Origin of the sequence: Collinsella sp. i05-0019-G5, from assembly GCF_042851345.1 — a bacterium.
Lineage (GTDB): Bacteria > Actinomycetota > Coriobacteriia > Coriobacteriales > Coriobacteriaceae > Collinsella.
This window is the reverse complement of record NZ_AP031421.1, coordinates 119,370-146,011: the sequence shown is the minus strand read 5'-3', so window position 1 is coordinate 146,011 and position 26,642 is coordinate 119,370. Positions and strand designations below refer to the sequence as shown.

At 61.5% G+C, this 26,642-nt stretch carries 21 protein-coding genes; 6 read left to right on the top strand and 15 right to left on the bottom strand.

What is annotated here, in order from left to right:
• Positions 1–39: 39 nt before the first annotated feature.
• From ACGHIZ_RS00610 to ACGHIZ_RS00595, 4 genes are all read right to left on the bottom strand, one after another.
• Positions 40–1,488 carry a PTS transporter subunit EIIC gene (locus tag ACGHIZ_RS00610; protein WP_271740368.1) on the bottom strand — a complete coding sequence of 483 codons (1,449 nt, stop codon included), beginning with the start codon at positions 1,486–1,488 and terminating at the stop codon, positions 40–42.
• Between the two features lie 70 nt (positions 1,489–1,558).
• Positions 1,559–2,398, bottom strand: coding sequence for a PRD domain-containing protein (locus ACGHIZ_RS00605; protein ID WP_231500758.1), 840 nt, complete (start codon positions 2,396–2,398; stop codon positions 1,559–1,561).
• Positions 2,399–2,647: 249 nt separating this feature from the next.
• Positions 2,648–3,622: a nucleoside hydrolase gene (locus tag ACGHIZ_RS00600; protein WP_390448379.1), complete on the bottom strand. Its 975-nt coding sequence runs from the start codon at positions 3,620–3,622 to the stop codon at positions 2,648–2,650.
• Between the two features lie 4 nt (positions 3,623–3,626).
• Positions 3,627–4,622, bottom strand: coding sequence for a ribokinase (locus tag ACGHIZ_RS00595; RefSeq protein ID WP_390448376.1), 996 nt, complete (start codon positions 4,620–4,622; stop codon positions 3,627–3,629).
• Positions 4,623–4,808: 186 nt separating this feature from the next.
• Between ACGHIZ_RS00595 and ACGHIZ_RS00590 the strand changes: the two genes are divergently transcribed.
• Entirely contained in the window at positions 4,809–7,025 is a 2,217-nt protein-coding gene (locus ACGHIZ_RS00590) for an acyltransferase family protein (RefSeq protein ID WP_390448373.1), read from the top strand.
• A gap of 543 nt (positions 7,026–7,568) precedes the next feature.
• Here ACGHIZ_RS00590 and ACGHIZ_RS00585 read toward each other — a convergent pair.
• From ACGHIZ_RS00585 to ACGHIZ_RS00550, 8 genes are all read right to left on the bottom strand, one after another.
• On the bottom strand, positions 7,569–8,765 hold the full coding sequence (locus ACGHIZ_RS00585) for an Nramp family divalent metal transporter (protein WP_117637211.1): 1,197 nt from the start codon (positions 8,763–8,765) through the stop codon (positions 7,569–7,571).
• 74 nt (positions 8,766–8,839) lie between these two features.
• A complete protein-coding gene (locus ACGHIZ_RS00580; RefSeq protein ID WP_390448371.1) occupies positions 8,840–10,684 on the bottom strand; it encodes a magnesium transporter in 1,845 nt (614 codons plus the stop codon).
• A gap of 330 nt (positions 10,685–11,014) precedes the next feature.
• Positions 11,015–12,421 carry a polysaccharide deacetylase family protein gene (locus tag ACGHIZ_RS00575; protein WP_390448368.1) on the bottom strand — a complete coding sequence of 469 codons (1,407 nt, stop codon included), beginning with the start codon at positions 12,419–12,421 and terminating at the stop codon, positions 11,015–11,017.
• 75 nt (positions 12,422–12,496) lie between these two features.
• Complete coding sequence (locus ACGHIZ_RS00570) at positions 12,497–13,249, bottom strand: PRC-barrel domain containing protein (RefSeq protein ID WP_390448366.1); 753 nt, start codon at positions 13,247–13,249, stop codon at positions 12,497–12,499.
• Positions 13,249–13,638, bottom strand: coding sequence for a YtxH domain-containing protein (locus ACGHIZ_RS00565; RefSeq protein WP_117583713.1), 390 nt, complete (start codon positions 13,636–13,638; stop codon positions 13,249–13,251). Before ACGHIZ_RS00565 ends, ACGHIZ_RS00570 begins: the two co-directional genes overlap by 1 nt.
• Before the next feature lie 136 nt (positions 13,639–13,774).
• Positions 13,775–14,608: a hypothetical protein gene (locus ACGHIZ_RS00560; RefSeq protein ID WP_390448363.1), complete on the bottom strand. Its 834-nt coding sequence runs from the start codon at positions 14,606–14,608 to the stop codon at positions 13,775–13,777.
• A 24-nt stretch (positions 14,609–14,632) separates the two neighbouring features.
• Positions 14,633–16,006: a hemolysin family protein gene (locus tag ACGHIZ_RS00555; protein WP_390448361.1), complete on the bottom strand. Its 1,374-nt coding sequence runs from the start codon at positions 16,004–16,006 to the stop codon at positions 14,633–14,635.
• Positions 16,007–16,116: 110 nt separating this feature from the next.
• Complete coding sequence (locus ACGHIZ_RS00550) at positions 16,117–16,800, bottom strand: hemolysin III family protein (RefSeq protein WP_390448358.1); 684 nt, start codon at positions 16,798–16,800, stop codon at positions 16,117–16,119.
• Positions 16,801–16,986: 186 nt separating this feature from the next.
• Here ACGHIZ_RS00550 and ACGHIZ_RS00545 point away from each other — a divergent pair, with 186 nt between their 5' ends.
• Positions 16,987–17,952 (top strand): alpha/beta hydrolase, encoded by a 966-nt coding sequence (locus ACGHIZ_RS00545; protein WP_390448355.1) that lies wholly within the window; start codon positions 16,987–16,989, stop codon positions 17,950–17,952.
• Positions 17,953–18,203: 251 nt separating this feature from the next.
• Here the strand turns inward: ACGHIZ_RS00545 and ACGHIZ_RS00540 are convergent, their stop codons facing one another.
• The 3 genes from ACGHIZ_RS00540 to ACGHIZ_RS00530 all read right to left on the bottom strand — a co-directional run bounded on the left by ACGHIZ_RS00540 (position 18,204) and on the right by ACGHIZ_RS00530 (position 22,907).
• Positions 18,204–19,409, bottom strand: coding sequence for a DUF362 domain-containing protein (locus tag ACGHIZ_RS00540; protein ID WP_390448352.1), 1,206 nt, complete (start codon positions 19,407–19,409; stop codon positions 18,204–18,206).
• Between the two features lie 109 nt (positions 19,410–19,518).
• Positions 19,519–22,185 carry an ABC transporter permease gene (locus ACGHIZ_RS00535; RefSeq protein ID WP_390448350.1) on the bottom strand — a complete coding sequence of 889 codons (2,667 nt, stop codon included), beginning with the start codon at positions 22,183–22,185 and terminating at the stop codon, positions 19,519–19,521.
• An 8-nt stretch (positions 22,186–22,193) separates the two neighbouring features.
• The gene (locus tag ACGHIZ_RS00530) at positions 22,194–22,907 is read right to left on the bottom strand and encodes an ABC transporter ATP-binding protein (RefSeq protein ID WP_390448348.1); all 714 of its coding nucleotides are present in this window, start codon (positions 22,905–22,907) and stop codon (positions 22,194–22,196) included.
• Between the two features lie 209 nt (positions 22,908–23,116).
• Here ACGHIZ_RS00530 and ACGHIZ_RS00525 point away from each other — a divergent pair, with 209 nt between their 5' ends.
• The 4 genes from ACGHIZ_RS00525 (at position 23,117) to ACGHIZ_RS00510 (ending at position 26,600) form a co-directional block, all read left to right on the top strand.
• Entirely contained in the window at positions 23,117–23,365 is a 249-nt protein-coding gene (locus tag ACGHIZ_RS00525; protein ID WP_390448345.1) for a hypothetical protein, read from the top strand.
• A 155-nt stretch (positions 23,366–23,520) separates the two neighbouring features.
• Positions 23,521–24,759, top strand: coding sequence for an IS21 family transposase (istA, locus tag ACGHIZ_RS00520; RefSeq protein WP_390447819.1), 1,239 nt, complete (start codon positions 23,521–23,523; stop codon positions 24,757–24,759).
• A complete protein-coding gene (istB, locus tag ACGHIZ_RS00515; RefSeq protein ID WP_390448342.1) occupies positions 24,756–25,544 on the top strand; it encodes an IS21-like element helper ATPase IstB in 789 nt (262 codons plus the stop codon). Before istA ends, istB begins: the two co-directional genes overlap by 4 nt.
• A gap of 120 nt (positions 25,545–25,664) precedes the next feature.
• On the top strand, positions 25,665–26,600 hold the full coding sequence (locus ACGHIZ_RS00510) for an IS3 family transposase (protein ID WP_390448339.1): 936 nt from the start codon (positions 25,665–25,667) through the stop codon (positions 26,598–26,600).
• Positions 26,601–26,642: the final 42 nt, after the last annotated feature.

The window sequence follows — 26,642 nt, the reverse complement described above, 5'->3', positions numbered from 1 at the left end:
CCGCGCAACGGCTGGGGAGCATATTTGTGTAGTAGCCTCTTATGCCTCGACGGATTCAACGGCCTCAGAATCGCCGCTCTTGGACTTCAACGGCATCTTCTCCTGTCCTTCAAATCCAAAAATCATCGCCAACGCAAACGTCACGGCACCGCCAGCAAGACACCCGATGGTGCCAGGGATGATATCCTGAGCAAACATGAGCACGTTCATCCATGGGAAACCAACGCCAGTGAAGATATAGACGTTGGCATGAAGAAGGCTTACCAGCAGACCACCGACAGCACCACCAATCATGTTCCAGGCAAGAGCCTTCTTGTCGCGAAACAGGATGCCGTAGATGATGGGCTCACTCACGCGACCGAAGGCATAGGTGATGAACAAGTTCCAGCCCGTGGCTCGACTCTCCTTGCCCTTAGCGCGCAGGCCATAGGCGAGCGCGATGGCAAGCGTGGTGTAGGCTACAACCGCGGTGCCGGGGTATAAGATGGCGTCGTAACCGTTCTGGAGCGCGGCGGGCAATATGGCGGTATAGATCGGCACGTGCATGCCGGTGGCGATGATCAGATTCCAGAATGCGCCGATAACCGCGGTCGCAGCGGGACCGGCAACAGAGGCGAGCCAAATGATGAAATCGGCCACAAGGCCCATGACAAATTGGACGGCAGGGCCGCAGAGGCACAGCGCGACCGGCAACATCACGAGCACCGTACCCACGGGTACGATCAGAATGCGCAACATATCAGGCGAGATCTTCTTAAAGAAGCGCTCAACATAGGACTGGGCCCAGGTGATCAAGATGACCGGAAGAACAGCCTGGGTGTAGTTGACGAGCTGCATGGGGATGCCGAAGACGCTGAAAGGCTTTCCGTCCTCAACAATAGCGAGCATGTCGGGATAAATCATCACAACAGCGATGAGCAGTGCCAGCACAGGACTCGTTTTGAACTTCTTAGCCGAGCTATAGGCGGCAAACACCGGGAAGTAGTAATACGCCGCATCGCCCACCAGGGAAAGGATCCGATACAGGTCGCTCGTTTCGGACATAAAACCGGCGCCTTCGGGCCCAAACAGAATAACGAGCATCTTGAAGATACCGGCGACACAAAAGATCGGAAGGATCGGGGTGATAGCGCCGCTCACGGCATCGAGCAGCTGATTGAAGAGGTGCTTGGGCGCCAAGCGCTCCTTCCAGCTAAGCTGAGGGCCATCGAGTTCCTCGTCAATCGATACCGTGACCTCGAATCCGCCCTGCTTACAAACCTCGTCGTAGACCTTGTCGACCGTGGGCCCGACCACCAGCTGCACCTGCCCTCCGGCGTGCACGACGCTGATGATAGACGAGATGTCCTCAAGCTTCTCATCATTCGAGAGGCTTTCATCCTTGAGGTTGAAGCGCAGGCGCGTCATGCAATGCGTAACCGAAGCCACGTTTTCCGCCCCGCCCACAGTGGAGAGAATCTGCTCTGCCACCTTTTTGTAATTTGCCATCATTGGCTCCTTTGCACAATCTTGGCTTACTGTTCGAATCGGCAAAGGTCATGCCCCGAATGGCTACGGGTTACAATCCTTTTTTGGAGATGATCCGGTTGAGATGGATCATCAGATAGAGTTCCTCCTCCTCGGAGAGCGTGGCGTCCCACGTTTCACGACAATAGGAACCGATATGCTTCACGCACTCTGCCAACTGCGGAAACTCCTCACGAAAGTTCTTGTACATCTGCATGTTGGCGCTGTTCAGCGACTCGCCGGCTTGAATGCGCTTGAACAGGTACCGCAGATGCGTGGCATAGCGAGTGAAATCGTAGGAATCGCGGTCAACGATGATGCGAAAATCACTCTCGACGATCTCAGTGACATCTTCTAGCATATCGTCAAACTGCTTGGTGGGTTTGCTCGCGGTCTCGATGGCCTGAACAACCCGCGCATTGACGAGATTCATCGCAATACTGGCAATCTCATCCTTGGGAAGCCGCTCTCCGAGCTCCTTCTCGAGTCGCATGACGATAAACTGGGCAGCCTTGTATTCCTTCGGATACGTCTCCCGCACTTCATAGGCAAGAGGCATCGCGATGCGGACCCCCTTTTGGGCTCGCGCAACGGCAAACGACAGGTGATCAGCCATGAACAGCGTCGCATTGGTCGAGAGGTCGTAGGGCAGTTCGTTGGCAACGATGTCCATAACTTTCGCCGCAAACATCACGATATCCGAGGGAAGATCCCTCATGACATCTTGTCCTTTAGGATCAATGTCGTAAAACGTATGCTCGATTTTAGAAAGAGGGAGCTCTCGAGGAAAATCTCCGCCGAAACCGACGCCCCTGCCCATGGCGATGACATCTCGCCCCTGTCCGTCACGGCAAAGAACCGCGTTGTTGTTAAGCTTTTTAATTGCAAGCATGGTGAACCTCCTTTCAAGAACACTCACAGAAAAAGGCATGATAGCCAATAGCAGTGCTATTGCGGTCATGCCTTACGTAACAATCCGTGTTGTATTGCTCTTGGGCATGCCTCCACACAGGAGTAACAATCCAAGATGCAGAATGCATTATAGCGCTCTCCCCGCCCCGGGGACCATCGGGCTGGCGAACGGTAGATGTCGGCCCGCCAGCGGCCACATCGAGCAGATGGGCGTGCTTCGATCCCGAGCCTAGCCTAGGATGCGGGCCATGCGCGCCTTGAACTCGGACAGAAAGCGCGGGGCGTCCACGGTGAGTGCCACAAGCGCGCTCTTGTCGGGGTCGGACAGGCGGTGCTCATCGCAAATGGTGCGACCGCGATACTCGCCCAGCAGATCAACACGCAGATTGCAGCCGAGTGCACCTACGAGCGTGGGGTCGATCGCCACGGCAACGGCCAACGGATCGTGCAGCGCACAACCACCCAGGTAGGGTGCGTTCATCTCGTACGAGCCAATGTAGTGCTCGACCATACTCGCAAATGCGCAGCCCGCCATGGTGCCCGAGCCCGTCCAACCGGCAATGTCGCGGCGCGTCAGCACCACGCGATGCGTCACGTCAAGACCAACCATGGTGAGTTTGCGGCCCGAGCGCAGCACGGCGTCAGCGGCCTCGGGGTCGCTCGCCATGTTGGCCTCGGCACCGGCGCTCACGTTGCCGGGCACGGTCAGGGCGCCACCCATCACCACCACGCGGCCGATAGACATCATCGCCGCCGCATCGCGCTCCAGGGCAAGCGCCAGATTGGTGAGCGGGCCGGTCGCAACGTAGACCAGATCGGGACCATAGGTACGCGCGGCATCAATCAGGTAATCGACCGCCGCATTGCCATCGGCCGACGTCGCGCCCACCGGCTCGTACGGCGAGGCGGGCACGCTTGCGCCGCCGATGCCGTTCTTGCCGTGGATAAGCGTGGTGGACGCCGGCGGCGTGTAGGGTTCGGTCGCCTTCACGGGACGATCGGCGCCCAGGTACACCGGCACCTCGGGACGACCCAACAGGTCGAGCACCGCCAAGCAGTTGTGCGCCGACTGCTCGACGCGCACGTTGCCAAAGCACGTGGTGATGCCGACGAGCTCCACCTCGGGGCTCGCGATGGCATAGGCAAGCGCCATCGCATCATCCACACCCATATCCAGATCAAGGATCAGCTTCTTGGTTGCCATTGTTCTACTCCGCTTCTCCGTCTACATCCAAACCGTCTAAACCAAACTTGTGCTCGACTTCCGCACGCGTGGGAATTGATTGCTGAGCGCCCAGGCGCGACACCGTCACCGCCGAGGCGCGAGCGCCCGCCGCCATGCACTCAAAGAGCGGCAGGCCCTCCAGGCGAGCCGCGGCAAGCGCACCGATAAATGTATCGCCCGCGGCCGTCGTATCGACCAACGTGCTCGAGAGCGCCGGCATGCGCAGCGGCTCGCCGTCATCGCCGAGCGTAACCGACCCGGCGCCGCCCAACGTGATGACCGCAGCTCCGGCACCCTTGGCGAGCAGGGCATTGAGCGCCGCGACGCAGCTCGCATCATCCGCGGGCAAGATGCCCGTCAGCACCTGGCACTCAGTCTCGTTGGGACAGACCAGGTCGACCGCAGGCCAGGCCTCCGCAGGCAACTCGCAGGCAGGCGCCGGATTAAAGACCGTATAGAACCCGAGCTCGTGAGCGCAAACAAGCGCCTCGGCCGTCGTCGCAAGGTCACATTCGCCCTGGGCGATAAAGACGCTTCCGGCAGCCGGGGCAATATCGCTGGCGTCTCCGTCGAGCTCATCGGCTACCAGACGCCTCAGCGCGCGGGCAACATCCTCGCCCGCGAGCGCATGGTTGGCACCCGGCGACAGCACGATGCGGTTGTCACCCTCGCAGCGAATGATGGTCGCCGTTCCCGTCTCCACGTCATCGCGACGCGCTACAAAGGCACAGTCCACGCCGGCGTCTTGGAGCCCCGCCACGAGCGACGTGCCAAATGCGTCGCAGCCGACCGCGCCGATCATATGCGTGTGCGCGCCCATGCGCGCAGCAGCTACGGCCTGGTTGGCGCCTTTGCCGCCGGCGTTGGTGATAAACCCGCTGCCGCCAACGGTCTCGCCCGCACGCGGCATGCGCTCGCACGCCACCGAAAGGTCCATGTTCATGCTGCCGAACACCGCAACGATGCCGCTATCTGCCATGGAAACCTCCTCGTCCGCGGGCTCTGCACCCGCCGTTGGCCGTCAATCGTGCGCTCTCGCGCCTCTATAACTTTAGTTCACTTTGATGTGGACGCGCGCTTGAGCTTGCGCCGGCAGCAAGCATTCACAGGAGCAGGCGGTTACAATGAAGACGTGCTGATTATTCTCGTCATTGGATGATGTTTTATGGAACAATTCTCGCAATCGGGCTCGCGCGGTCGACGCCGCACGGGCAACGAGCCGGCGCCGCACGAACGCGTGAAGGGCGAGCGCCGTGCCAACGAGCCGCGACGCACCGCGAGCCCCCATCGCGCTTCTGCCAACAACGCGGGCCGCGCCAACACTCCCGCCGCGGAGCAGACGCCTGCTCGCCCCAAGTCCCGCTACATCCCTGCCCTTGACGGCCTGCGCACGCTTGCCGTCGTCGCGGTGGTGCTCTATCACCTCAACCTCACGTGGGCTCAGGGCGGCCTGCTTGGCGTCACGATCTTCTTTGTGCTTTCGGGCTATCTGATCACGCGCTTGCTGCTCAACGAAGTCGCTAAGACCGGTCGCATCGACCTTAAGAGCTTCTGGATTCGCCGCATCCGTCGCCTGGTCCCCGCCGTGGTAACGGTAGTGTTCGTGACCTGCGCGCTGTGCACCATCTTTAACCACGTGATGCTCACCAAGATGCGTCCCGACATTCTGCCGTCGCTGCTGTTCTTTAACAACTGGTGGCAGATTATGCAGGACGTCTCGTACTTCAATGCTCTGGGCGATCCCTCGCCGCTTACGCACTTTTGGTCGCTCGCCATCGAGGAACAGTTCTACCTGGTTTGGCCCCCGCTGCTGCTCGCTATGGTATCCATGCACATGAGCAAGCCCAACACGCGCCGCATGGTTCTGGGCCTGGCTGCTGTCTCCGCCATCGCCATGATGGTGCTCTATAACCCCGCCGCCGACCCCAGCCGCGTGTACTACGGCACCGACACCCGCGTCTTCTCGCTGCTGCTGGGCGCCTGGATGGCCTTTATCCCCGATCGCGACCTGGCGCCGGTGCGTCTCGCTCATCGTTTGGGGCTCAATCGCCTGGCTGGCGCCGCCAAGCACGGCAAGAACGCCGAGGGCAAGCCTGGCGAGAAGGCCGACAACGCAGCCGAGACCGTCCCGGCACAGCCGAGCGCCCTCGTGCGCTTTTGGTCCTCGCCCGCATCCATCGATGTGTTGGGCGTCGTGGGTCTGGTTGGCCTTGCCGCCATGGTCGCGCTCACCAACGGCTACACCGCGTTCCAGTATCGCGGCGGCACGCTGCTATGCTCCATCCTCACGCTCATGGTCATCGCGGCCTGCGTGCAGCCCCAGGGAATGGTTGCCCGCGCACTGTCCGCCGAGCCGCTCGTGTGGGTTGGCAAGCGCTCGTACAGCATCTACCTGTGGCACTATCCGCTACTGTTGCTCATGAACCCGGTCGCCAACATCAACGATACGCCGTGGTGGCAGTACATTTTGCAGGTGTTGTTGGTGGTCGCCGTAGCCGAATGTTCATATCGCTTTATCGAGACGCCGTTTAGAAAGGGCGCCTTTGGGCGCACCGTATCCGAGTTCCGCGACGGCACCACCGCGCCCGCCAACTGGGTGCGCGCACACGTCCCTGTCTGCGCAGCCTGCGCTGTCGTGTTGGTCGTTGCACTGGGCGGCCTGATCTTTGTGCCGGAGACCTCCGCACTGAGCGGTGAGGGCGCCGAAGTCCTCAACAAGGAAGCCAAAAACACCGCGCCCACAGACCAACAGGCGGCCGACGACACCGACAAGGACAACGACGGCTTCCCCGATGGCTCCTACGACCTGTTGATGATCGGTGACTCCGTGTCGCTGCGCGCCGTTGATTCCTTTGACGGCGTGTTCCCGCACAGCCATATCGATGCCGAAAAGGGCCGCCAGTTTGATGCGGGCCGCGCGACATTTGAGGGCTATCTCCAACAGAACCTTGCCGGCAAGATCGTGGTCTTTGCACTGGGCACCAACGGCTTGGTAACCGACGACCAGATCGACGCCATCATGACCGATGCGGGAGATAAGCGTATTGTGGTGTTTGTGAACACGCGCAGCCCGCAGCCGTGGGTTGGCTCTACCAACCAGGCCATCGCCAACGCTGCTACGCGCTACAAGAACGTGCGCGTTATCGACTGGTACGGATACAGTGCCAATCGCAACGACCTGTTCGATGGCGATGGCACGCACCTGTCGACCACTGGCGTGACTGAGTACCTCAACTTGATCCACGATGCAGTCAAGAAGGACCTGCCCGTGCATCCCGAGGATCACGTCAACGATCCGCAGCCGGCGGCCGTCAAGTCTGCCACCGACGCGCCCGTCAATGCGCTCGCTCTCAAGCCGCACAAGCTGGGCACCGACAAGTAACCTGCAGCGCAAACTTCCCACATCCGGAGGGGTGCCCGCCACGGCAGGCACCCCCTCCGACAGTTAGGGACGTTCCTTATATGCCGGCACCCAGGGACACTCCTGACACAGCCGAGGAACGCCCTCCTTGCGACCAAATTCTGGGCGCCTCGCCACCCCGAACGTTGTTTCCAAGCCCACACCCGCAGCAAACAACCCAAAATCACTCTTTTCGAGCCGACTCCAAGAGGTCATGGACAAAAAGGGGCAAATATGAGTACTGTTACCATTTTAGTAGCAGGCAAAACCACCCAAAATGACGTCCGAGCGACCCCTACAACCCCCTAAAGCAGCCAACCTGACTGGTTTAAGACATATTGGAGCCAATTTTAATGAACATACTATCGGCTATGTCCATTATCTTCTTGGATGTAAATGCTATTCACTTAGCAACAGTACTCATATTTGGCATTTTTTGTCCACTGCCATATAACTAACCCCCTATAGCGGGCAAAAAAGAGGCCGCGGCCCATGGCAGCGGCCGCTCGAAACCCAAAAGAGGCGCTAAGCGCTGTAACCCATCGCCTGCAGAACAAACATGACGACCGTCAGCACCGTAATCACACCGATAGTCGCCCAAGTGAGCACATTCCACACGCGGCCGTTGCGGTTAGTGCCCATAATGTGACGGTCAGCGGCAATAACCACCTGGAACACCAGAACCACGGGCAGCAGCACGCCATTGATGACCTGCGAGGTCATCATAATCTGGAACAGATCGACGCCGGGCATAAGCACCAGCACGGCAGAGATGCCGATGATGGCCGTAATGATGCCGCGATAGACCGGGGCCTCGTCCCAGCTGCGATCGGCACCGCGCTCCCAGCCAAATGCCTCGCAGATAGCGCTCGACGTAACGCCCGGCAGCACGCAGGCAGCCAAGAAACTCGCCGCGACCAGGCCCGAGGCAAACAGTACCGTAGACCACTGACCCGCAATAGGCTCCAGCGCGCGGGCAGCATCGGCAGCATCGCTAATCTGAATACCCGCCGGGAACAGCACCGTACCGGTCGTAATGATAATAAAGCCGGCAATGACATCAGCGGCAAGCGAGCCGCTCACGGTATCGATGCGCTGCAGCACGATATCGTCCTCGCCCGCGTTCTTATCGACCACGTTGTTCTGCGCCAAGAAAATCATCCACGGCGCGATGGTGGTACCGATCGTTGCGACCACGAGCGACACGTAGCTGGGGTCATTTTGAATGTTAGGCACGACCAGGTCGACCGCGACCTCACCCCAGTTGGGGCCAGCCATAAACGCGGCGACGATATAGGTCACGAACACGCAGCTCACCAGCAGTAGAATCTTCTCGATGCGCTGGAAACTACCCGACATGGTAAGCATCCATACCAGCAGCGCCACCAACGGCACCGAGATGCTCGCCGGCACGCCAAAGAGAGCAAGACCGCTGGCGATGCCCGCAAACTCCGAAATGGTCACAGCCGTGTTGGCGATCAACAGCGCCGCCATAGCAAGTACACTCTTGCGCACGCCAAAGCGCTCGCGAATGAGCGATGCCAGGCCCTTACCCGTGACGCAGCCGCAGCGCGCCGCAGTCTCCTGCGTCACGATGAGCAGCACAGTCATGACGGGAAGCATCCAGAGCATCTTGTAGCCATAGCTGGCGCCCGCACTGGAATACGTTGCAATGCCGCCGGCGTCATTGCCCGAAAGCGCCGCCAGCAGACCGGGACCCATAGCGCCAAAGATGGCCGCGATGGTCAGCTTTTGCTTGGTGCCCGACTTTTGCTTGGTATTTTGCACGCGACCACCTAACCCATGACTGACATGGCGAGCAGCACCGCGGCGATGCAATACGCCACACACGAGATCATGACGGCAATGACGTTCATGGCGGTGCCCGACGTGTTGAGGTCATGCTCGTCACGCCAGAACAGCACCATCAGGTAAATCACGGCGCTCATGTTGCCAACCAGGCAAATGATGGCAGCGATATTAAAGCACCCGGTAAAGAGTTGCTCCTCAAACATGGGCGCATCGGGGAACGCGGCGGTGCGCACCAGCTGGGCGCACAGGTAGGTCACGAGTGACAGAATCAGGCCCATGCCCGTGCTCTGGAAGAAGAATCCCAGATACGGCTTGGGCTCGTCGTCGTGACCGTCATACTCCAGGAAGTAGTTCTTGACGAACGACACCATGCGCGAGGCCGCCAGCAGCACGAGCGGCATGGCGCACATGGGGAACACCACCAGATGCGCGGAGCCGAGCGCCGTCCCCAGCACGGTCGCCATGATGCACGACGCGATGCCCCATACAACAACCCAGTACTGGCGATGCACGAACCAGCTGAGCACGTTCGTCGAGTCGTCCGACGCGCTGTCGCCCGAGCCGACACCGGCGATCTGCAGGTCCTCCTGATGCTCCTCGGCGATAACGTCCATGGCGTCGTCGAAGGTTACGATACCCAGGATATGACGGTTCTCGTCGCAGACGGGGATAGCGACCAGGTCATACTTGGTCATCTCGTCCGTTACGTCTTCCTGGTCGTCGTCGGGCGACACATAAACCAGGTCGCGATAGGCCAGCTGGCCCAGCGTGGCGTCGCGATCGGCCACGATCAGCGTGCGCAGCGAAAGCACGCCAGTCAGCATGCCGCTCGGATCCTCGGTATAGACGTAGTAGACGCTTTCGAAGTCCTCGTCGAGCTCGCGAATCGCCTCGATGGCGTCACCGACCGTTGCCGTCGCGGGCAGGGAGACAAACTCCGAGGTCATGATGCGGCCGGCGGTGTTGTCCTCATACCCCAGCAGATTACGAATCGCCTTCTCCTCCTTGACGCCCATCAGGCGCAGGAGCTTCTCGGCCTTCTCGTAATCGAGCTCGTCGATCAGGTCGGCAGCGTCGTCCGGGTCCATCATGGCCAGCATCGACGATGCGTCGGTGTCGGACAGGCCCTCGAGCATCTCGGTCATAAGCTCGTCGTCATCGAACTCCGAGATGGCCTCGGCGGCCTGGGCAGTATCGAGCTGCGCAAACACCTGCGCACGCAGACGTGGGTCGAGCTGCTCGATAATGTCGGCGATGTCGGCAGGGTGCAGCTCGCCGAGCGTCTTGTGCGACACCGAGAGCTGGATGTTCTTAGTCGAGCGATCGAGCAGGTCCATGTAGGACCAAGCGATGATGTCCTCACTGAGCGGCTTACCCAGGTGCTTCATAAAGCCTTCGACGATATGCTCGAGCGCGGGGCTGATGGCGCGTAGCAGACCGCGGGCACCGACCTCGGCACCCAGCAGGCGCAGCTGGTTTTCGCCCGACATGGAAAACTTGATGTCGTTTACGCGCACGACCTTCATGCCCTGCGTGTCGACGATCTGCTTGTTGAGCACGTCGCGTGCGAGCAAGAGCTCGGTCGGCTGCAGGTACGAAAAACGGATTTCGGTGGCCGACGCCTTAAGGTACACGCCCGTCTCGTCGATACGGTCGACCCATTTGCGCCAACTGATCATAAACGGCGTCTTGCCGGGTCCGCGGAACGCGAGCGACGTCACGTGCGGAAAAACTTCGCCGGTAGCAATACCAAAATCGTTGACCACGCCGAGCTTTTCGCCGTCGACGTCCAAGACCGGCAATTTGAGCATCTCACTCAGATAATTCAATGGTGCTCCCCATCATTATTCCTCCGGACGCGGCCATGCCGGCGCGCCATCCGTGGACTTTTAGATATGTATACGCATGCGCGGGCGGCACGCCGCTCGGCGCTCACACCCCGTGCATGCGCAGAAAGCACCTGCATGGGGTCATCGACTGTATGGTCGAGGTTTGGATTTCACCTGTAACCTTTCTCTTGACCCTTATTATCCGCAGTAACTATAGCATCAGCATCGCGCTGTGGCGCCAAATTTTTGCGCTGCACATCGCAGGCATACCAAAGGCTGACGCATCCGTGACATAGTCATTGGGGACGTTCTTAAATGACTACCCAATAACTACTCTGCGGTGTCGTTGTCCTCGGCAAGTTGGGGGAACACGGCATCCTTGGGCATGGTGACCTTCGTCAGCGAGGTGAGCTTTTTTCTCAGCGACGTGTCCGTCTTGACCAGGTCGCTGAGCGTCACGATCTTGTAGCCGTCGGCAATGAGGCCGTCGATAATCTGCGGCAGCGCCTCGAGCGTCTGCTCGGCGCATTCGTCTCTATCGGTGAGCAGCACGATATTGCCCGGCGTCACCGAATCGAGCACCGTCGAGACCTGCTCGTCGGCACCGTTGAGCAGCCAGTCGCCCGAGTCAATATTCCACGAGACCACGGCGGAGACCAAGTCCATCGCATCAATCCAGTTTTGCTCGTCAAAGGCAGCATAGGGAGCACGCAGCAGCATCGTCTTCACGCCGGTCGCCGACTTAATCGCATCGGTGCCTTTCGTGATCTGTTCGCGTACCGCCTCACGGTCCTGACCCTTGAGCGAATCGTCGCTGTAGCTGTTGGATCCGATCTCGCACCCGGCATCGACAATCGCCTTGGCCGTGGCAGGCGATGCCTCGGCCGCATCGCCCGACAGGAAGAACGTCGCGGTGACGCCCTTTTCCTTGAGTACCTGCAAGATCTGCTTGGTAGCGCTGCTCGGACCCTCGTCAAACGTCAGCGCCACGTACTTTTTGTTGCCCTTGGGCGCCACGCTGGCGCACGCAACGACGCAATCGGTGGCGAGCACGACCTCGCCGCGGTCCTGTGTCTTGCCCGATTGCTCGCCGACCCACACCTCGGAGCGGCCCTGGACACCCCACGTCTGCACATACTCGATAGCGCCCGTACCCTCGACCTTGAGCTTGGGCTCGATAACCGTAGCCTGAACCTCGTGCTTCTCGTAGGTGTTACGGCCATCCTTGACCGTCACCTTCTCGCCGCCCTCAAGTTCGCGGCTATCCCATTTGCCCTGCTTCACGCGCTTGCCGTCGACCTTCACCGACAGCTTTTCGCCCCCATGGCGCTTGAGCACGCTGTCATCGACGGCCAGTAGGTCGCCTGCGTCGTAGGTGTCAGTCAACTCCTGGTCGTCTATGAGATTCTGCAGCGTAGAGCCCACGCGCACCGCGGTCTTCTGGCCGTTGAGTTCCACGTCCACGCTGCGGTTGACGTAGCCCACGACGGCAGCGATAAACAACACGAGTGCGCAACCCACGGCGATGAGCGCATAGGGCAGGCGAGACGAACGACGGGGCGTACGGCTGTTGCCGATGCGCGCGCTGCGATCGCTAAAGCCGCGGCTATGGTTGAGGTACATCGCGCCGGGCTTACGGTGACGCTTGCGCTGACCGCTGGGCAGCTGCCCCAGATCGCGGCGCGCCGTCGGACGCGTACCCGAACGCCCGTTTAAGTTGGATCCGTTTTGGCGCATGTGCCCTCCCCCATAAACACAGCAAGCCGGAGCAACAGGTCTCCGGCTTGCCTCCCATCATTTGGTACGTCGCTATTATGTAGCTTTTGACGAGCCTCCGCTCGCCTTTTGGTATTCGTCCTTAAAGGCCTTGAACATACCGCGCGTCTTGCCGAGCTGCTTGCCCAGTGCGCGGCTGCCCTTGTCCACGGCGACCGATCCCTTGTCATCGAGCACCTTGGCGCCCTTTTTGACCTTGTCGCCCACCACGACGCTGGCCTCGGCGGCCTTGGCAGCCGCACCGCCCGAATACCCGAGCGACTTGACCTCGTCCGAGACGACCATCGCGCCGTTCTCGTAGCCGCGCAGCATCGTCGGCGGCACCTGCGTGTCACCAACCAAAACACTCGAAGCAGCGCCGGCGGTCACATAGAATGCCTGCACGATGCCCGAGCGCGGCTTGAACTCAACGTCCGAGCAATAGCCCACGACGTCGCCCGATTCCGTGCGCACGTCCATACCGACCCAGATGATGCAATCGTCCAGGTTGATGTCGAGGCGCTTGGCCGCAGCGGTATCGTAGGTGCCCTTGACGTCGTCAACCGCGATGGCGCCCTCGTAGACACCAATGGCGTCGAGCGCCACAAATCGGTCGGGGCGCTCGATCATGCCCGCGATATCGGACTGGCGCACCATAAAGCCCACCACGCGCGTACCGCCCGGGGTAAAGACCGGAAAGTGAATCTTTCCGAGCTTTTTGGGGCTGCGCGGCGTGCCGTCCTTTTTGGTGCGCTTGTCCTCGGTAGGCTTGCGATAGATCTTGGCGCCGACAAAATCCCCAGCGCGCATTATGCCTCGGTCGAGGGTTCCGCAGCCCCGGCATCAGCCTCGACGGCGTTCTCGACCACGACGTCGGCGGCAGGCGTCACGTTGCCACCCGAAATGGCGTCGTTGAGCTGCTCGCGCAGCTGGTCCATGCGCTCGCGGGCCAGGTCGACCTTGGCGCGCAGGTCGTCGGTCTTGGCGTCGACCATCGGGCCAAAGTCATTCACCGCAGCACGGGCCTCCTCGGCGCCGTGCTCGTAGGTGTCGCGCATATTGTCCCAGGCGTCGTTGGCGATATCGGCAGCCATGGCGCGGGTTTCGGCGCCCGAGCGCGGGGCCAGAGCAACGCCGATAATAGCGCCAGCAGCAGCACCAAAAAGTGCGCCGGAGACAAAGCTGAAAGTCTTACCCATGATCATTCCTCTCCTGCGGGCACGTCGGTGCCCACCGTTTGAATGCTGTCCATTATACCCGCAGCGCATCACTTGCCGCTCCGCTCATCTGCGTACGGCAAAGGCGCAGGTACGTGATGGTGATAAACGCGTAGGCCTACTCCTGAGGCATAGCCGGCATGGCCACCGTGGCACCCGGGTCCTCGCCGGCGCCGTCCACGAGCGGCAGGCCGCCCTCATGCGCAGGTCCCGCCGGAACCGTCGCCGCACCGCCAAAGACGGCAGCGGAGGCCTCGTGGTTCTCGGCAACCGCGCCCTCGGTATCAATCGCCACCTGGGGCTCGTCGTCAAAGTTGGGGACGCCCTGGGGCTCGGTGGAAACGGGCTCGGCGGTCGCATCGGCAACGGGCTCGGCGTCAACCGGCACATCGCCCTCGTCAGCGCCCTCGTCCTCGGCAGTATCTTCGCCGTTCGCAGCGGCAACGGCCTCGTGCGGGTCCTTGCCCTCGGCCTCGGCACGCATGCCCAGCACCAGGTTGCGCAGGCCCGCGACCGTGCCGTCCACATCGGGGGCGGGCTGGTCGGCGTGCAGATAGGCCCAATCCATCATAAAGGTGGCCGACGACAGCGCACCGATGGCCAGTGCGTCGTCGGGGCACGAAAGCTCGACCTCAAAGACACGCTCGTCATGCTCGCTTACGCGTGTGCGGCCGCACGAGATGCTACCGGCAAGACCGGTCTCGTTCATGAGCTCGACCGTCACGTGCTCCAGCAGATGGCAGAGCTCGGTCTGACCCATGCAGTCCTGGAACTCGCGGCCGGAATCGCCCAGGCACAGATGCTTGGCAATCGCCGGCACCAGGTAGTACACGCGCGCCGTGGCCTCGATGTCCTCCGAAGTCATAAGCGGCATGCCGGGGTTCACCAGCACATGCGCGCAGATCTTGTCCTCGCTGACGGTGACCTTAAGGATGTTGAACAGGCCTGCCATAACTCTCCCCTACTCGTCCTTGCCCTACTCGTCGCCGTCGTGCGGGTCCGCAGAGCCCGCACCCGACGCCGCCGGCTTCTCTGCCGAAGACTCGGAATCCTTCTTATCGGTTTCGGCCGGAGCGATCACGCGAATGAGCGAGATGCGCTGGCCACGCATCGACTGCACTTTAAACTTGTACCCCGCGACCTCAAACACCTCACCGATGTCGGGCACCGAGTCGCAAAGCTCCAAGATCCAGCCGGCGATGGTCTCATAATCATCGCTTTCCTCGAGCGGCCAACCAAGCTCAATCGCGTCATCGCACGAAAAACGCCCATCAACGAGCCACTCGCGGCGCGAAAGGCGCGTGAGATACTTGTTGTCGGGATCGAACTCGTCCTCGATCTCGCCGACGATCTCCTCGACGATGTCCTCGATGGTGATGATGCCGGCCGTGCCGCCGTACTCGTCCACGACCACCACGATCTGGTCGTGCGAGGTCTGCATCTCGGACAGCAGCGGCAGGATGTCCTTGGTGTCGGGCACAAAGGTGGCGTCGCGCAAAAAGCCGGCGATGGGCTGGTCGCCCTTGCCGTCGAGCGCGGGCTGGATCAGGTCCTTGATGTGCGCGATGCCCGCGACGTTGTCGGGGTCCTCGTGATAGACGGGAATGCGGCTAAAGCCGGTCTGGCGCATGGTGGATAGCACGCTGGCGACCGTCTCGTCATCCTCGCACATGGTGGTGTCCACGCGCGGCACCATGACCTCGCGGGCAACGGTGTCGCCCAAGTCAAAGATCTCGTGGATCATACGCTTTTCCTCGTCGAGCAGGTCGTCCTGCTCCGAGACCATGTACTTGATCTCTTCCTCCGAGACGTTTTGACGGTCATCGGCGCTCTTGATGCGCAGGATGCGGGCCAGGCCATCGGAGCAGGCGCCGGTCAGCCACACGAGCGGGTGGGCGATCTTTTGGAAAAACGACAGCGGGCCCACGACCTGCTTGGATACGCCCTCGGCGTTGGCCAGTCCAATGCGCTTGGGAACCAGCTCGCCGATCACGATAGACACGAAGGCGACCGCGACGGTGATGATAACCGGCGCCAGGCCACGCGCGATGGCGGAGAGCGGCGCGATGCCAAAGCTCGTGAGCCATGTGGCAAGCGGGTCGGACAGGCTCGTCGAGGCGACGGCAGACGAGGCAAAGCCCACGAGCGTGATGGCGACCTGGATGGTGGCGAGCAGCTGGTCGGAATCGGCGGCCAGCTTAATGGCGCGCTCGGCGCGCTTGTCGCCCTCCTCGGCCTCGTGCTCCAGCACGGCGCGCTTAGCCGTGGTGAGCGCCATCTCGGACATGGAGAAGTAGCCGTTGATGAGGGTCAAAACGAGGGTGGTGATAAGGGAGATGGTTATGTCCATCGGGAGTTTCTCGAACCTCCAAGATTCGGGACGTTAGGGTAAAACGTTGATGACAGATACAGCAATTGCACTGGCGCCCAAACGAGGACGCGGACGCGCAGGCATGGTCGCTAGATTACGAAGAGGATCACCGCCATGAACTGGAAGATGCTGCCGGCGAGCACCCACAGGTGAAACACGCTGTGCAGATAGCGCACGTTTTTGGCGATATAGAACGGCACGCCCGCGGTGTAGCACACGCCGCCGACGGCGAGCAGGGCAAGTGCCACGGGGTTGAGCAGCGACACGAGCTCGGGCAGCTTAAAGACGACGAGCCAGCCCATCAGCAGGTAGACCAGGCCGCTTACCCAGTGCGGTTGACGCTCACGCATAAAACACTCGAGGGCGATGCCGATGATGGCGATGGCCCACACGGCAAAGAACAGCACAGCGCCGCCGTCGTTTGCGAGCGTGATGAGGCAAAACGGCGTATAGCTGCCGGCTATGAGCAGGTAGATGCAGCTGTGGTCGATAATGCGGAACACGCGTTTAGCGCCCGCGGGCTGAATCGCATGGTAGAGCGTAGAGGCTAGGTATTCGAGGATAATGCTGACGCCATAGACAATTGCCGCGGCCATGTGGGCCGGGCCCCCGCCGCGCAGGGCGGCGAATACGATCAGGAGCACCAGGCCCGCGATACCCAGCAGGCAGCCGACACCATGGGTGACGGAGTTCATGATCTCCTCGCCCACCGTGTAGTGTGGAACGGCCGCGGTCTTGGGTCGCGGCTTAGAACTGTCACTCGAATCGGACATGCCGGTTACATCCTCCAACGTAAAGAGTTCTCAACACTATATCAAAGCGTCTAGGTACGTGCGAAATTTGCACCATACGTGACCCTTTGTTTACCCATTCTTTGCTTGTTGACGCATCAACGGCGAACGTCCATAATGCGCTTGCATTAAATGTTGATGTATTAACATCTTATAGGAGAATACCGCATGGCTCAAAACGCACGTTCCCATCGAAAGCTCAAGATAGCCGGCATCGTTGCGCTGGTGGCTGTCGTTGCGCTGCTCGGATTTGCCGGCAACTTTCTGTTTGACTTCGCGCTGAATCCCCGCGCGCCATACACCATGAAGATGATGCAGGATGGCAAGGACGCCGAAAAGGGCGAACAGATGGATGCCGAGGACACCGAGGCGCGGGCGTGGTTTAAGGACAACCGCAAGAGCAGCAGCCTTACCGCAGATGACGGAACCGAGCTCGCCGCTTGGTATTTTGCCGCCCCAGAGAGCACGCACGATTACGCTATCTGCCTACATGGATATACCAACGAGCCCATCGGCATGGCCCGATACGCCAAACGATTCCATGACCGCGGCATGAACGTACTCGCACCCGCCGCCCGCGCCCACGAGCGCTCCGGCGGCGACTATATCGGCATGGGCTGGCCCGAGCGCCTCGACATCGTCGCATGGATTGGGCGGATCGTCGCAGCTGACCCCGAGGCGCGCATCCTGGTCTTTGGCGAGTCGATGGGTGCGGCAACCGCCATGAACGTCGCGGGGGAATCTCTGCCCGCAAACGTGAAATGCATTATCGAGGACTGCGGTTATACGAGTGTTTGGGACGAGTTTTCTCTGCAGCTCAAGGACGTGTTCGGCCTGCCCAGCTTTCCCTTGCTCGATGTGGCAAACTTGGTGTGCAACGTGCGCGCAGGCTACGACTTTCATAAGGCAAGCAGTGTGGAGCAACTCAAACACGCGACGGTTCCCATGCTGTTTATCCACGGCGATCAGGACACCTTTGTGCCGTACGACATGCTCGACCAAAACTACGACGCGTGCGCCAGCAAGGTCAAGCAAAAGCTCACCATCCATGGCGCCACCCACGCCAAGAGTGCGCAAGTTGACCCCAAGCTCTACTGGAATACGGTCGACGACTTCCTCGATAGGAATTTTTAGGGAAAAAGCGGCGTCTGGGGATTTATCTAACCCCCTATTTTCGGAAGTATGCGGCAAAATCCGGAACTGCCAACCGGACCGCAGTTTTACCAACAATTTATCAGGGGTTTTGTTGCCAAAAAACGTCGTGCGCTCGGCAGTCTCAGTATTTGCCGCATACTTCCGAAAAACCGCCTGCGAGCACCGTGCTCACAGGCGGTTTTTGATTGAGTTACGCAACAAAATCGCGTTCTTTGTCCAATAGGACGACGCTATTTAACCTCGATGAGCTCGTACTTGCTCGTGCCCAAGCCGATCTTCTCGGCATGCGCGATGCACGCGCGCCAGTCGGTGTCAGGATGCGTGATGCAGAAGGGGTCACGCGCCTGCTCGCCCTCCAGATGCTCGTGGTTATGCTCCATCTTGGCCGCGCTATCGGTGAGCTCGGTGTTGGGCAGCGGCTCGGATGCCATGACGGCATCGGCGCAGGCCTGGTCGATGGCAACCGGGTCGAAGCTCGCGAACATGCCGATATCGTTGACGATGGGCGTGTCGTTTTCGGGATGGCAATCGCAGTTGGGGCTGATGTCCATGGCGAGCGAGATGTGGAAGCTCGGACGGCCGTCGACGACGGCCTTGGTGTACTCGGCGATCTTGCAGTTGAGCACGTCGGCCGCGGCGTCATAGCCGGGCTTGATGCAGTCCTGGTTGCATGCCGCAATACAGCGTCCGCAGCCCACGCAGCGATCGTGGTCGATGGCAGCCACGTGCACCGTGCTGGTGTTGCCGTTGGCAAGCTCGCGCTCGCGGGTGTCGTCGAACGAGATAGCGTTGTGCGCGCAGATCTTTTCGCAGGCATGGCAGCCAACGCAGTGATCGGTCGCGACATTCGGCTTGCCGGCGGCATGCTGTTCCATCTTGCCGGCACGGCTGCCGCCACCCATACCCAGGTTCTTCATGGCACCGCCAAAGCCGGCCTGCTCATGGCCCTTAAAGTGGGTGAGGCTGATCACGATATCGGCATCCATGAGTGCCTGACCGATCTTGGCCTCGTGCACGTACTCGCCGCCCTCGACCGGGACGAGCGCCTCGTCGGTACCCTTGAGGCCGTCGGCGATGATGATCTGGCAACCCGTGGCATACGGGGTAAAGCCGTTCTGATAGGCGGTATCGATGTGCTCGAGCGCGTTTTTGCGGCTACCGACGTAGAGCGTGTTGCAGTCGGTGAGGAAGGGCTTGCCGCCCAGCTCCTTGACGACATCCGCGACGGCGCGGGCGTAGTTGGGACGCAAAAAGCTCAGGTTGCCCAGCTCGCCAAAGTGAATCTTGATGGCGACGAACTTGTTCTCAAAGTCGATCTGCTCAATACCGGCGTGACGGATGAGGCGCTTGAGCTTGTCGAGCTGGCTCTCGCGAGCATGCGTGCGCAGGTTGGTGAAGTACACCTTAGCGGGTGCTGCGGGTGCAGTTGCGGTCATAGTTATATCCCCTCGGTCTATATGGCGTTACAGACATAGAGGATGGTACCCGTTGAAGTAGGGTCAAAGTCAAGCGCGAAACCTAGTCGTTGGGGAGGTTCTTAAACGACTACTCTTGGACTTTAAGGGCCTCGGCTAGGCTGACGCGCTTGATAGAACGCGTGTGTAGCAGCGCCACGACCAGGTAGGTCGCAAAGCCAATGCCCACGCACGCCGTCATGGACCAAGCGGGCACGTAGATCTCGATATTGCCGTTGTAGGCGAGCAGCATCGAGCGGAAGATGGCCGTAAGCGAGCCAATAATGACCGGCAGGCTCAGCACAAGCGACGCCACCACGCACAGCGTGATCGAGCGGATGTACAGATGCGAGATCTCGCTATCGCGATAGCCAAAGACTTTCATGTAGCTGATCGAACGGGCGCCGTGGTCGATCACAGCCTTGGTCAACAGGTACATAAACAGCAGGAAAATAAACACCGCGAGCCCAACCATCATGCCGATCATTTTGCTCATCATGCCGATAAACTGGTCGCCCACGGCGCGCATGTCGTCGGGCGTGGTGTCGCCGGCAAAGTAACGAGCATCGAGATCGAGCTTCTCGTCGCTCACATAGCCGTTAAAGTAGGCGGCGTCGTTGTCGAACAGCTCGTTAAAGTCATCGATACTCATATAGATATTCATGTCCGACTTGGAGCCCCAGGTACAATCCTTGCCCGCGTACTCAAGGGAATAATGCTCGCCCTCGTACTTGTCGCCGAGCATGACCTTCTGACCCTCGCTCCAGCCAAACTTATCGAGCAGACCGCCGCCAAAGACGATGCGCCCATCGCCGACGTTGAGGTCTTTCCAATAGCGCGAATCGGTTGAAATGCCGTAGACGGAAATCGTCTCCTCGCCATTTCCATCGCCGCGGTCGTATTGCAGCTGGTAAACGGCGTATTTCTCAGCCTGTGCGATTGCGCCCGCGCCGTTGTCGGTCGTATTGACCGGGTGGATATCGTCGTTGTCAGTGTCAATCTTGGAGGCTTTGTCGATCAGGTCGATAGCCTCATCACGGTTGCAGCCGAGGGCATCGGCAAGATCATCGAGGCGCGCATAAAGCGCATCCTTCTTGTCCTGGACCTTGGCAAGCGCATCCTGCGCCGCAGTCAGGCTCTCGGCAGACGGAGATGCGGTCGCGGCATCGGCTGCCGTCTGCGCCGCATCGGCCGCGTCGTCAAGCTCGTCATCGGCATCCTGGGCAGCGGTTAGCAGCGCGCCGTCAACCGACTGCAAGCGCTCGAGTGCCGACCACTGCTCGCGCTCCTCGGCGGTGCCCTCGAGCTCCAGCGGCGCCTTGAGCGTGTACTGGTGCTCGGCGACCAGGCTCGTCTTCAGGTTGTCCGCGTAGTGCGTCATCGTGGGCAGAATCGCCAGGCCAAAAAGCATCAGCAGCGACGCAAATGCAATGCCCACGAAGAGCGTGGCGAAGTTGCCCAGGTTGCGCAGGAAGATACGCAGGCGGAAGCGCGAGACAAAACCCATGCGCTCCGGCAGCTGCAGGCCGCACTTGGTACCCGATTTGCCGCTCGCCTCGTGACGAAGGAATTGCAACGGCGTCTTGCCCATTTTGCGAAGCAGGCCCACCAGCGTGATGAGGATGAGCGCGGCGGCGGGAACCACGGCGCACTTCACAAAGATCTCCCAGCTCCAGTACACCTGGAAGGGCGGCAGGCTATACGAACCGTAATAGAGGCTGCGCATGGGCTCGGTAAAGAACACAACGCCGAGCGCAGTGCCCAAAAGCGCTGCGAGCACGCCCACGATGGCGGGAAGCGCAAGGTAGTGCAGCACGATCTCGCGACGGCGATAGCCGCTGGCGAGCAGTGTGCCAATGATGGCGCTCTCCTCCTCGATGGTGGCGTCGGTAAGGACCACAAAGACGAACGCCATGATCACGATGATGATGTCGAGCAGCGTCATCCACATCATAGAGTCGCCGTCCACGTCGTCGCGCGCGTAGCCAATACCCTGGTTGGAATCGGCGTCGATCAGATCGTCCACGCGCGTATCGGCATCGGTCAGCGCCTCGACCATATCCTGCTCCGCATCGATGCGGTCCGCAGTGGAGAGGTCGCGATCGGTAAAGGTAAAGGAGTAGGTGTAGGCGGGCGCGCCGCCGACGTCCTCGAGCGCGGCAAAGCCAGCGTCGGTGACCTCGGCCACGCCATAGGTGATGGTGTTCACCGTAAAGTCGGAGTTGTTGAGGAACAGCGCCTGGCTATCGGGTTGAGTCATGATGCCGCAGATGGTGTAGGTGCGACCCTCGAGCTCGACCTTATCGCCCACGGACAGGTTGTTATTGGTGGCAAAGACACGGTCGATTGCCACCTCATCGTCCGTCTTGGGCTCCTTGCCCTCACAGTAGGACGCGATATCGACCTTGGTGCGGTGCGCATAGGTGCGCAGCGTGCGCTTGGTGCCGTCGTCGCCGGACGCCTTTTTGATGATGGCGTCGATGGAGAAGTTCTTGTAGAGCGTGACGCCGCCGACGTCGCCGGCTGCACCCTCGGCTGCCTTGAGCTGGTCTTTGGTGGCCTCGAAAGAGGTGGTCACGCGGCCGTCCTCAATCGTGTACGCATCGCGCATGTCGTCGATAAGGCAACCGATGGAATGCGCTGCGAGCAAAAAGCCCGAGGTAAGGGCGATGCTTCCGCACATAAGCAAAAAGATGCCCAGGTACTTGCCGATATTGCGGCGCAGCTCGCGCGGGAGACGTTTTGTGAGAGGTGTCATGGCGCCGCCTACCAATCGAGCTCGGCGGCCGCGACGGGCGACTCGTTGAGCTCATCCTCGACGATGCGCCCGTCGCGCAGGCGCAGCACGCGATTGGCCATGCGCGCGATGGCGGCATTGTGGGTGACAATGATGATGGTGCAGCCGTAGGTGCGGTTGACATCCTCCATGAGCTGCAAGATTTCCTTGGACGTCTTGTAGTCAAGCGCGCCCGTGGGCTCGTCGCACAGCAGCAGGCCCGGGTTTTTGACGAGTGCGCGGCCGATGGCACAGCGCTGCTGCTGGCCGCCCGAGACCTGGCGCGGGAACTTGTTGCGGTGCTCGTAGAGACCCAGCGAACGCAGCAGGTCGTCGACATTGAGCGGGTTTTTGGACAGGTGCGCCGTGACCTCGATGTTCTCCTTGATGGTGAGATCGGGCACCAGGTTGTAGAACTGGAAGACAAAGCCCAGCTCGCGGCGGCGGTACTCACCCAGGTCGGCGGGCTTGAGCGTGGTGAGGTCGCAGCCGTCCACCAGAATAGAGCCGGCGTCGGCATCCTCCAGGCCGCCGATCAGGTTAAGAAACGTCGACTTGCCCGAACCCGAGGGCCCCAGCATGACGCAGATCTCACCGCGATTGATGGACGTGTCGATGCCGTCGAGCACCGTCAGGCGCGCATCTCCATCGCCGTAGTGCTTCTTGAGCCCCTTGACCTGGACGTAGGCTTGCTTCGTCGCCATGCTATCCCCCATTGTTAGCCTTCTGCTACTTTTCTAGGCTAATAGTAAACCCGGGCGAACTATTTTTAAGCGACGTGCGCGAACTATTTTCCAACCTACTCATTGGGGACAGACTTAAATGAGTGAAATCGCTCATTTAAGTCTGTCCCCAATGAGTGGTCGGGACTGCGGACAAAAAGTTGGACCATCAGGTCCGGTTTGGAGTCCGCATGACATACAGTAGAGCCGTAGTGGAGAGGGCCGGGGAGCTACGCCGCTCCGGGCTCTCGTGCAGGGAGATAGCCCGGGAGCTCGACGGGCCGAGCAAGAGCGCCGTCGCGCGCTGGACGAGGGCCGGGGCCGCGGGCGGAACCGTCGGGAGGGCGGTCGCGAAGATGGATCTGCCGAAGGTCGTCGGGGACGGTCCGGTGTACCCCGACATCGACCCGGACGACAAGGACGCCCTGATAGAGTGTTAGCGCTACTGTAAAAACAACCATTTTGACCAACGCTCAACAACCAATCATGCCAACGCAATCCCGCCATTTGCGCCAACGCATTTTCACCATTTCCACCAACGCCGGGGCTTACGCTTCGATCGACGAGCGGACGATGCTTTCGGGAGGAGCGGGCCGTGGCGGAGAAGAGCCTGATCGGAGAGTTGGACATGTACAGGGAAGCGGGCATAAAGCCCAACTTCAGCGACATAGCGAAGCGCTACGGCAAGGACAGGCACACCGTGGCGTCGTACTGGAGGGCCGAGGGCGGGCGGCCCCGCGACGGGCGCGGCGACAGGGCGGGCTCGTTCGACGCGCACATCGAGGAGGTGGCCGCCAAGGCGCAGCTGCCGGGAGTCACCAAGAAGGGCATCCACGAGTGGCTGCTGCACAGGTATCCCGGCGAGGACCTGGCCGGCTACAACGCCTTCACCCAGTTCATGCGCAAGAACGGCATCGCCGTCGGGGCCTCCGGCGGCCCGGAGCCGCACCCGCGCTTCGAGACGCCGCCCGGACTGCAGCTGCAGTTCGACTGGAAGGAGTCCGTCAAGATGGCGAACCGCGACGGCGAGCTGTTCGAGTTCAACGTGTTCGCGGCGACGCTGGGCCATTCCCGCAGGCACATATTCATCCGGTCGGGGACCAGGACGACCGACGACCTGGTCAGGTGCATGTACGCCACGATCGCGAGGCTCGGCGGCGTGCCGCGCGAGTGGGTCACGGACAACATGTCCGCCCTGGTGACGGTCAAGGGCGGCAGGCGCCTCAAGGTCCAGCGCGCATACGAGTTCGCCAAGGCCGCCGGCTTCGAGCTGAAGCTGTGCCGCCCGCGCAGCCCCCAGACGAAGGGCAAGGTCGAGTCGTCGAACCGCTTCCTGTCGCGGCTCGCGGCCTACCAGGGCGACTTCGACGGCTGGGACGACATCGACGAGATCGTCGCGCGGATCGAGGACGCCAGCAACTCCGAGCCCAACGAGACCACGGGGCTGCCGCCCTCCGCGCTGTTCATGGAGGAGAAGGACGCGCTGCTGCCCGTCGGCAACCTGCGCGCCCTCGAGGAGGCGATGGGCGACGTGGTGCGCGTGGCCAGGGTGCCGGCCACGATGCTGGTGAGCGCGCACGGCGAGCCCATGTCGGTGCCCAGGCGCTGCATCGGCAGGCCCGCCCGCATCGTCTGCATGCCCGGCGGCGCGATGGACTGCTACGTCGGCGGCGAGCTGGTGGCCACGCACGTGGCGGGCGGGCCGGCCTACGACCCGGCGCACTACGCCGAGGCCATGGCCGGGAAGCGGTGGTTCGGCGACGCCGCCGGCGACATCGAGGCGGCCGCCGCGGCCAACCTCGGCCTGCTCGACTCGATAGGGGGCTCGCTGTGAGCGCCGCCGTGCAGGCCAGCCCCCTCAACCGCCTGGCGGCCAACCTCGAGGAGCTGGGGCTCGAGGGCATGGCGTCGTCGGTGCCCGAGTACGTCAGGCTCGTCGCCGACGGGAGGAAGGGCCTGGTCGACGCCATGCTCGAGCTCACCGACGCCCAGATAGCCCTCAAGCGGCGCGCCGACGACGAGCGCCGCTTGAGGATGGCCAACTTCCCCTACATAAAGACGCTGGCCGACTTCGACTGGGGCTTCCAGCCGAGCGTGCCCCGCGGGCTGGTCGAGCAGCTGGCCACGCTCGAGTTCGTCGACCGCGGCGACAACGTCGTGCTCGTCGGCAGCCCGGGCGTCGGCAAGACCCACCTGTCGATAGCCATAGGCCACGAGGCGGTGATGGCCCGCAAGCAGGTGTACTTCGCCGACTGCTCGAGGCTGGTCGAGGACCTCAAGCACGCCTCGGCGAAGGAGGCGCTGGCGCGCAGGATGCGGTTCTACGAGCACTGCAGCCTGCTGATAATAGACGAGCTCGGCTACCTCGACATCGGCAAGGAGGGCGCGGACCTGCTGTTCCAGCTGGTCAACAGGCGCTACGCGCTCAAGCGGTCGACCATCGTCACGACCAACGTGCCGGTGGGCAGGTGGGGCGACGTGTTCGGCAGCAACGTCACGGCCTCGGCGGTGGCCGACAGGCTGTGCCACCATTGCGCGATGATCAAGATAACGGGACGGTCGTACCGCCTGAAGGACGTATCCATCGGCGGCGAGGAAGGGAAGGAGGAGGGAGCCTAGACGCCGAAAGCGGCGCATCCGCGTTGGCGCGATTGGCGAAAATACGTTGGTGAAAATGGTGAAAAATATATTGACGCTAACATAGAGCGCCTCGTCCTGGAGAACGCCGTCCTCAGGGCGGTGAACGACGTTTTAAAAGCCGCGAGCCTCGACGGGATGTCGAACAGGGAGAAGACCCTGGTGATAGACCGCCTGAGGCCGTGCGGGAAGTGGTCCTTGAGAGAACTCACGAGTTCCTTGGGGATATCAAAGAGCTCCTATGAGTACCAGCGCCGCGCGATCGCGAGGCCCGACCGGCTCGCGCCCCTGCGCGCGCTCGTGCGCAGGATCTTCACCGAGGACGGTGAGGGGGCGCGGGGGTACCGCTTCGTGACGGCGCGCCTGCGCGAGCTCGACGAGCCCGTGCGCGCCTCGGAGAAGGTCGTCCTCCGCATCATGCGCGAGGAGGGCCTGGTCCCCAGGTGGATGAGGAGGAAGAGGAGGCCCTACAGCTCCTATGCGGGCGAGCCGACGCCGGCCCCGCCGAACCTCGTGCGCCGCGACTTCCGCTCGGCCCTGCCGAACTTCCTGTGGCTCACCGACATCACCGAGTTCAGGCTGCCCTCCGGCAGGAAGGTCTACCTGTCGGCCATCAGGGACTGCTTCGACTCCTCGGTCGTGGCGTGGAGGGCCGGCGAGAGACCGGACGCCGCGCTCGCCAACTCGACGCTCGAGGACGCCTGCGCCCGGCTGGCGCCCGGCGAGCGCCCCGTCATCCACTCCGACCGCGGCGGCCACTACCGCTGGCCCGGCTGGATCTCGATCTGCGAGGACAACGACCTCACCAGGAGCATGTCCGCCAAGGGCTGCAGCCCGGACAACGCCGCGATGGAGGGCTTCTTCGGCCTGCTCAAGAGGGAGTTCTGGCACGGCAGGGACTGGTCGGGCTGGGCCCCCGCCCGCTTCATCGAGGAGCTCGGGGCCTGGATCGGCCGCTACAATACGGAGAGGCGCAGCGATGCGCTCGGCGGCCGCACGCCGGCCGAGTTCCGCGCCGCGCTGGGAAGGGCCGCGTAGCGGTCCAAGAAATCGTCCGCAGTCCCGTCCCCAAGTGCCGAC

Coding starts and splice junctions, on each gene's coding strand:
- ACGHIZ_RS00595 (WP_390448376.1), bottom strand. CDS start 4,622: ATGGCAGATAGCGGCATCGTTGCGGTGTTCGGCAGCATGAACATGGAC.
- ACGHIZ_RS00570 (WP_390448366.1), bottom strand. CDS start 13,249: ATGCGCGCTGGGGATTTTGTCGGCGCCAAGATCTATCGCAAGCCTACC.
- ACGHIZ_RS00525 (WP_390448345.1), top strand. CDS start 23,117: ATGACATACAGTAGAGCCGTAGTGGAGAGGGCCGGGGAGCTACGCCGC.
- ACGHIZ_RS00585 (WP_117637211.1), bottom strand. CDS start 8,765: ATGGGTCCCGGTCTGCTGGCGGCGCTTTCGGGCAATGACGCCGGCGGC.
- ACGHIZ_RS00550 (WP_390448358.1), bottom strand. CDS start 16,800: ATGTCCGATTCGAGTGACAGTTCTAAGCCGCGACCCAAGACCGCGGCC.
- ACGHIZ_RS00590 (WP_390448373.1), top strand. CDS start 4,809: ATGGAACAATTCTCGCAATCGGGCTCGCGCGGTCGACGCCGCACGGGC.
- ACGHIZ_RS00530 (WP_390448348.1), bottom strand. CDS start 22,907: ATGGCGACGAAGCAAGCCTACGTCCAGGTCAAGGGGCTCAAGAAGCAC.
- ACGHIZ_RS00540 (WP_390448352.1), bottom strand. CDS start 19,409: ATGACCGCAACTGCACCCGCAGCACCCGCTAAGGTGTACTTCACCAAC.
- ACGHIZ_RS00600 (WP_390448379.1), bottom strand. CDS start 3,622: ATGGCAACCAAGAAGCTGATCCTTGATCTGGATATGGGTGTGGATGAT.
- ACGHIZ_RS00535 (WP_390448350.1), bottom strand. CDS start 22,185: ATGACACCTCTCACAAAACGTCTCCCGCGCGAGCTGCGCCGCAATATC.
- ACGHIZ_RS00575 (WP_390448368.1), bottom strand. CDS start 12,421: ATGCGCCAAAACGGATCCAACTTAAACGGGCGTTCGGGTACGCGTCCG.
- ACGHIZ_RS00605 (WP_231500758.1), bottom strand. CDS start 2,398: ATGCTTGCAATTAAAAAGCTTAACAACAACGCGGTTCTTTGCCGTGAC.
- ACGHIZ_RS00565 (WP_117583713.1), bottom strand. CDS start 13,638: ATGGGTAAGACTTTCAGCTTTGTCTCCGGCGCACTTTTTGGTGCTGCT.
- ACGHIZ_RS00610 (WP_271740368.1), bottom strand. CDS start 1,488: ATGGCAAATTACAAAAAGGTGGCAGAGCAGATTCTCTCCACTGTGGGC.
- ACGHIZ_RS00545 (WP_390448355.1), top strand. CDS start 16,987: ATGGCTCAAAACGCACGTTCCCATCGAAAGCTCAAGATAGCCGGCATC.
- ACGHIZ_RS00560 (WP_390448363.1), bottom strand. CDS start 14,608: ATGGCAGGCCTGTTCAACATCCTTAAGGTCACCGTCAGCGAGGACAAG.
- ACGHIZ_RS00555 (WP_390448361.1), bottom strand. CDS start 16,006: ATGGACATAACCATCTCCCTTATCACCACCCTCGTTTTGACCCTCATC.